This is a genomic window from Sphingobium sp. D43FB (assembly GCF_002312805.1).
Classification (GTDB): Bacteria; Pseudomonadota; Alphaproteobacteria; order Sphingomonadales; family Sphingomonadaceae; genus Sphingobium.
This window is the reverse complement of the sequence record NZ_NMUA01000225.1, coordinates 1-411: the sequence shown is the minus strand read 5'-3', so window position 1 is coordinate 411 and position 411 is coordinate 1. Positions and strand designations below refer to the sequence as shown.

General features: G+C 57.2%; 1 protein-coding gene. It reads right to left on the bottom strand.

The window, feature by feature from the left end:
- Positions 1 to 348 (bottom strand): ATP-binding cassette domain-containing protein (locus SxD43FB_RS24130; protein WP_141249671.1); only part of this gene is annotated, 348 nt, incomplete at its 3' end.
- Between the last annotated feature and the right edge of the window lie 63 nt (positions 349 to 411).

Sequence of the window (411 nt, the reverse complement as noted above, 5' to 3'; positions counted from 1 at the left end):
GGTTTCCAGCACCTTGCTGTGGATAACTTCCTTGGATTCCCCGGCCTGGCGCAGCGGCGAAGCGATGTTTTCAAACACCGTCATGCTCGGGTAGTTGATGAACTGCTGATAAACCATCGACACGTTGCGGTGCCGCACTGCGGTCTGCGTGACATCCTTGCCGTTCATCAGGATTCGTCCGCTGTCCGGCTTGTCCAGCCCCGCCATCAAGCGCATCAGGCTGGTTTTGCCTGACAGGGTGCGGCCCAGCAGAACGTTGAAAGATCCAGGTTCGAAGCTCAAGGATGCGTCGTCGATCCAGGTTTGGCCGTCGACAGCGCGGCTGACGTGCTCCAGCGTGAGTGACATGGCGTGCCCTTTATTGTTGGTTCTTATCAGGGGTGTTGCAGGCAGTCGAAATCTGCATCGAAA